We start from the raw sequence: 5,141 nt of genomic DNA on the forward strand, positions 1-5,141 counted from the left end.
GACGACCTACCCACCGCAAGGTGTGAGGGGAGCTGCGTTCGGCGTGGCCCACGACGACTACGTCCAGCACGATTGCGTGGACTACATGCGCCGCTCCAATGCTGATCACCTTCTGATCGCGCAGATCGAGACAATGCAGGGCCTAGCGGCCGTCGACGAGATCGTCGAGGTAGAAGGCATCGACGTGCTCTGGGTAGGTCAGTACGATCTGACCAACAGCATGGGGATCCCCGGCCAGTTCGACCATCCGGACTATCTCGCGGCACTGGACCGAGTCTCAGCTGCCGCGCAAGGTGCCGGCAAATGGGCCGGCCAGATGCCAACCACCGTCGCCGAGGCACAGATGTTGCAGCAGCGAGGATTCCGTGTGCTGGCGTACAGCGGTGACCTGTGGTTGTACCAAGCCGCCCTTGCCGACGGGCTCAACCGCGTCCGTGGCAGCCTATGACGGCACGGCGCGCTTACGCCCGGCGCCGCGTTCGGCCAACAGCGCGTGGAGTTGCTTAGTTCGTCGTGGGAAAGCTGTTGTCCGATCTCGACTTTGAAGTGGCATTGCAGCCGCCTGTTGGCGACGGCCGGTCCGAATATTCGCACAACCTACTTGGTGTGCTGATGGTCGGGCGCCACGTGGGCGCGGATCAGACCGAAGGGTGTGGGCAGCCGCTCGAACACGTCGACTTCCACGCCGGGGTCGTGCCTTGGCGGCATCGGTCTGGATCGGGTTGCGCCCGAAGTAGGCGGCGTTGATCCGCTTGAAGCGCTCGAGCGATTCTGGCAGATCGTCTTCGTCGTCGATGGCGTCGACCGGGGCATTCTTCGAGGCAGGCGGCCCAGTAGCTGTGGCGCGTACCCAGTCAACGACGCGGGCCGATGTGCGTGCAGGGCCCCGCGGTCAATCGGCCAGATCCAGTCCCGCTCGGACGATGCTGTCGGCATCGATACCGTGGTAGCGGTAGACGGCATCTAGCGACCCGGCCTGCCTGAACTTGTCGACCCCCAACTGTGTACCCCGCACCAGGTTGATGGCGAGCAGGAACGCGAGGGTGTGCGGGTGTCCGTCGATGACGGTCACCATCGGTGCTGCACGGTCGACGGGAAAACCTGATCCAGGATCCACGTCGGCGCATCGCAGAGCCCTTGCCGGGAGCGAACGGCTTCGAACAACAGACTCGGACTCGTCACGCACACCACTTCAACGTTGATTCCCATCTCGGTCAATCGATCCCTTGCCTCGATTGCTTCCGTCACGATCCCGCCGACGGCCACAATGGTCACCACAGGATGGGCACATGGCCGCAGCGTGTATGCACCGGCGACGACCTGGCGGCGGCGACGTTCGTGGCCGGCCGGGTCGGTGGGAATCTCTGCGAGTTCCTGCCGAACGGGTCTGGTGGACAACCGGAGGTAGGACGATCCACCGTCGGGGCGCCCAACCTCGAGATGGAGTTAAGCAGGGCCCATTCGACCTCGATGGCGAATACGGGCTCGTAGCTCGTGCATCCGGGCTGTTCGAGCCCGATGGATGGCGTCTGACCGACTGGTGCGCGCCGCCCTCGGTAGCCAACGTGACTCCCGCCGGCGCACCGACCAAGATGGACTGTCCCCCGGCATAGATGCCGAATGACCATGGCTCCAAAGCACGTTCGACAAACGGGTCGTAGAGGACGCCGACCGGAAACAGTGGTTGACCCCACCGCGCCCAGGTGGCGACGAGTTCACTGATCAACCCGACCAGGTTCGTCTCGGCGATGCCGAGTTCCATGTGCTGACCGGTCGGCTTCTCCCGCCAGGGCATGATCGTTTCGGCGTCGTCGTCGAACCAGCTGCGGCGTTCGTCGGGTGACCACACACCGACCTTGTTCAGCCATCCTGCAAGGTTTGTCGTCGAGCTGACATCAGGGCTCACAGTGACGATGCGCTTGGCGACGTGGGGAGGTGTAGCGGGTACGTCCTCGCGCCTCAGGCGTTCGGATGCCGCTTTGCAGAGGCTTCCGGCGGCCGTCGCGGGATCGAGCCGGCTCCAGAGCCGCTCCGGACCCGAAGTACAACGGCCGACTTGGTGTCCCGCCGACTGCTCTGTTCCGTCCGCGGCGCCGGCGTTGGCTGCATCACCCGCGAGCTCTGACGGTGCGACACGCACACACATATTTCATCTCCCAAGGCCGCTCCCATTGCCGGTACCGGTGCAGCGGCGGGTGATTCGACACGACGGGGAGCTGGTCGGCGCCATCGTGCGTGGAAGTCGACACCACGGTCGCGCGTGGGCGTCGGCTACTGCTGGCTGTGAGTGGCGATTGGCTGCTTGAGCCTTCTCGTGATGGCGGTCCTGATTGCCCGCGCCTTCAGGCGGCGGGTGCTGCGCCCACTCAACGGGCTGGAGCGCGCCGTCGCCGACACGACGAAGGGTCGCCGGCCCGCCCCTCGATTTGAGCGGGCCGCCGGAAGTGCGCCATTTCAACTCGGCGTTCAACACCATGGCGCAGGTGGGCCGGGCCTCGCATCAGCGTCACGCGACTCGTCGCCGACGCGTCACATCAATTGCGCAATTCGCTGGCCGCCCTCCGCTTGCGGGCGGACAGCCTCGAGGACCCACGTGGCCGAGAGCGGGAAGGTCGACCTACGGGTCGATGTCAGGCCGGCCTCGTTTGGGGGCGCACCGCCCAACCGCAACTGATTGTTGACAATCAGACAGTTGCGTTCCTAGCCTCGAATGCGTGCCGACGCCCAGCGAGTCAGGTCGCGCGATGAGCGGTCGGCGACCGGTCGTTGCGGTGCTCTGCGAGCGCGCGACCGACAGACCGCCGGGGCTCGACGGACTGGACGTGGAGTTCCGCTACTGCGCCGCCGACGGGCTGGCGGAGGCCGTGCGCGGTGCACAGGGGGTGTTGCTCTGGCACTTCTTCTCCACCGCGGTCCGCGACGTCTGGGCCGACGCGGGCACCGTCGAGTGGATCCACATCACGGCGGCCGGTGTCGACACCCTGCTCTTCGACGAACTGAGAGATTCCGACGTCCTGGTGACCAACGCTCGGGGCGTCTTCGAACGGCCGATCGCAGAGTACGCGCTCGGCGCCGTGATCGCGCACGCCAAGGACACGCACAACAGCTTCGACCTGCAACGGCGACACCAGTGGCAGCACCGAGAGACGCGCGCCATCACCGGCGCCAAGGCCCTCGTGGTCGGCACCGGCGCGATCGGCAGGGAGATCGCGCGGCTCCTGCGCGCAGCCGGGCTCGAGGTGCGCGGGGCAGGTCGCGCGGCGCGGACCGGCGACCCCGACTTCGGCGAAGTGGTTGCCAGCGCCGACCTTTCCACCGAGGTCGGCTGGTGCGACTTCTTGATCCTGGCCGCACCTCTGACCGAGGCGACCCGCGACCTGGTGGATGCGGCCGTGCTGAGCGCGATGAAACCGGACGCCCACCTGGTGAACGTCGCCCGCGGTGCGTTGGTCGACGAGCCCGCGCTGCTCGCCGCGCTGAGCGAACACCGCATCGGCGGTGCGACACTCGACGTGTTCAGCGCCGAGCCACTGCCCGCCGAGCACCCGCTGTGGGACGCCCCGAACGTGACGATCACCGCGCACATGTCCGGGGACGTCGTCGGCTGGCGCGACACCCTGGCCGCGCAGTACGCGGCGAACGTCCAGCGCTGGCTGGCCGGCGAACCCTTGGTCAACGTGGTCGACAAGAAACTCGGCTATATCCCCAGCCTCGGAGCCGGGCTGCCGGCGACATCCAAACCCGGAGCCGGGCTGCCGGCGACATCCAAACCCGGAGGTACTCGATGATTCCGCAGGGAGTCGACCTCGTCGGGGTGTACCGACGCAAGGCGCTCTCGCCGGTCGAGGTCACCCGCGCCGCACTCGAGGCGATCGAGCGGTATGACCGCCAGGTGAACGCCTTCGTGCTGGTGGACGCCGACGGCGCGCTCGCCGCGGCGAAGGAATCCGAGGACCGATGGTATGCAGGTGAGCCGCTTGGCCCCGGTGATGGCGTACCGACGTCGATCAAGGACGCGCTGTGGACCAGGGGCTGGCCGACCCTGCGCGGCAGCACGCTGATCGACGAGGCAGGCCCGTGGGGAGAAGACGCACCGAGTGTCGCGAGACTCCGGGAAACGGGTGCGGTCATCCTCGGCAAGACCACCACCCCGGAGTACTCGTGGAAGGGCGTGACCGACTCGTTCCGGTACGGCGTCACCGGCAACCCCTGGGACCCCGGCAAGACGGCGGGCGGGTCGAGCGGCGGCAGTGCGGCGGCGGTCGGCCTCGGCATGGGGGCGTGGTCGGTCGGCACGGACGGGGGCGGCTCGGTCCGCATCCCCGCGGGGTTCACCGGCACGGTCGCGCTGAAGCCGACCTACGGCGTGGTCCCGTTGTATCCGTCGAGCGCGTTCGGCACCCTGTCGCACGCAGGCCCGATGACCCGGTCGGTGCGGGACTGCGCTGCGCTGCTCGACGTGATCAGCGGCTTCGACGCCCGTGACTGGTCAGCCATGCCGCCGCCGACGCGCTCCTTCCTGGACGGCCTCGACGGTGGTGTCGCCGGACTGCGGATCGCGTTCTCGCCAAACCTCGGGTTCGTCGGCAACGATCCCGACGTCGACGCGGCGGTCCGGACCGCCGTCGGCGTCCTCGCCGATGCCGGCGCCCACGTGGACGAGGTCGACCCGGGATTCGCGGATCCGGTCGAGGCGTTTCATGTGCTCTGGTACTCGGGAGAGGCTCAGGTGCTGAAGGCCTACGGCGACGCCGTCGACGAGCGGGTCGACCCAGGACTGCGGCGGACCTCGGCGGTCGGAGCGGCGTGCTCCGCGGCGGACTACCTCGATTCGACTGCGGTGCGGATGGAACTCGGTGTGTTGATGGGCAGGTTCCACCAGACCTACGACGTGCTGCTGACCCCGACACTTCCGCTGGCCGCGTTCCCCGTCGGGCAGGACGTGCCGGACGGTTCCACCTCGCCGGACTGGACGAGCTGGACACCGTACACGTATCCGTTCAATCTGACCCAACAGCCTGCGCTGAGCGTGCCGTGCGGATTTACCGCCGCCGGACTTCCGGTCGGCCTGCAGGTCGTCGGCCCCCGGCACGCCGACGCCCTGGTGCTGCGGGTCGGCCAGGCGTACCAGTCCGCCACCG

General features: G+C 67.7%; 6 protein-coding genes. 3 read left to right on the forward strand and 3 right to left on the reverse strand.

The features are described from left to right. A partial coding sequence (locus tag QOI01_RS19440; protein ID WP_526383785.1) for an aldolase/citrate lyase family protein occupies positions 1 to 448 on the forward strand: 448 nt, incomplete at its 5' end. Positions 449 to 892: 444 nt separating this feature from the next. Here QOI01_RS19440 and QOI01_RS19445 read toward each other — a convergent pair. From QOI01_RS19445 to QOI01_RS19455, 3 genes are read right to left on the reverse strand one after another with little or no spacing between them, the layout of a single operon-like run. After that, positions 893 to 1,117, reverse strand: coding sequence for a hypothetical protein (locus QOI01_RS19445; RefSeq protein WP_526383794.1), 225 nt, complete (start codon positions 1,115 to 1,117; stop codon positions 893 to 895). Further along, the gene (locus QOI01_RS19450) at positions 1,069 to 1,278 is read right to left on the reverse strand and encodes a transketolase-like TK C-terminal-containing protein (protein ID WP_526383786.1); all 210 of its coding nucleotides are present in this window, start codon (positions 1,276 to 1,278) and stop codon (positions 1,069 to 1,071) included. Before QOI01_RS19450 ends, QOI01_RS19445 begins: the two co-directional genes overlap by 49 nt. Beyond that, positions 1,193 to 2,146: a hypothetical protein gene (locus tag QOI01_RS19455; RefSeq protein ID WP_526383788.1), complete on the reverse strand. Its 954-nt coding sequence runs from the start codon at positions 2,144 to 2,146 to the stop codon at positions 1,193 to 1,195. Before QOI01_RS19455 ends, QOI01_RS19450 begins: the two co-directional genes overlap by 86 nt. 598 nt (positions 2,147 to 2,744) lie before the next feature. Between QOI01_RS19455 and QOI01_RS19460 the strand changes: the two genes are divergently transcribed. Continuing rightward, positions 2,745 to 3,788 (forward strand): D-2-hydroxyacid dehydrogenase, encoded by a 1,044-nt coding sequence (locus QOI01_RS19460; protein WP_526383792.1) that lies wholly within the window; start codon positions 2,745 to 2,747, stop codon positions 3,786 to 3,788. Beyond that, on the forward strand, positions 3,785 to 5,141 hold a 1,357-nt coding region (locus QOI01_RS19465; protein ID WP_526383790.1), incomplete at its 3' end, for an amidase. The genes QOI01_RS19460 and QOI01_RS19465, both read left to right, overlap by 4 nt.

Origin of the sequence: Mycobacterium sp. (genome assembly GCF_032162605.1) — a bacterium.
Lineage (GTDB): Bacteria > Actinomycetota > Actinomycetes > Mycobacteriales > Mycobacteriaceae > Mycobacterium.

Coding starts and splice junctions, on each gene's coding strand:
- QOI01_RS19455 (WP_526383788.1), bottom strand. CDS start 2,146: ATGTGTGTGCGTGTCGCACCGTCAGAGCTCGCGGGTGATGCAGCCAAC.
- QOI01_RS19460 (WP_526383792.1), top strand. CDS start 2,745: ATGAGCGGTCGGCGACCGGTCGTTGCGGTGCTCTGCGAGCGCGCGACC.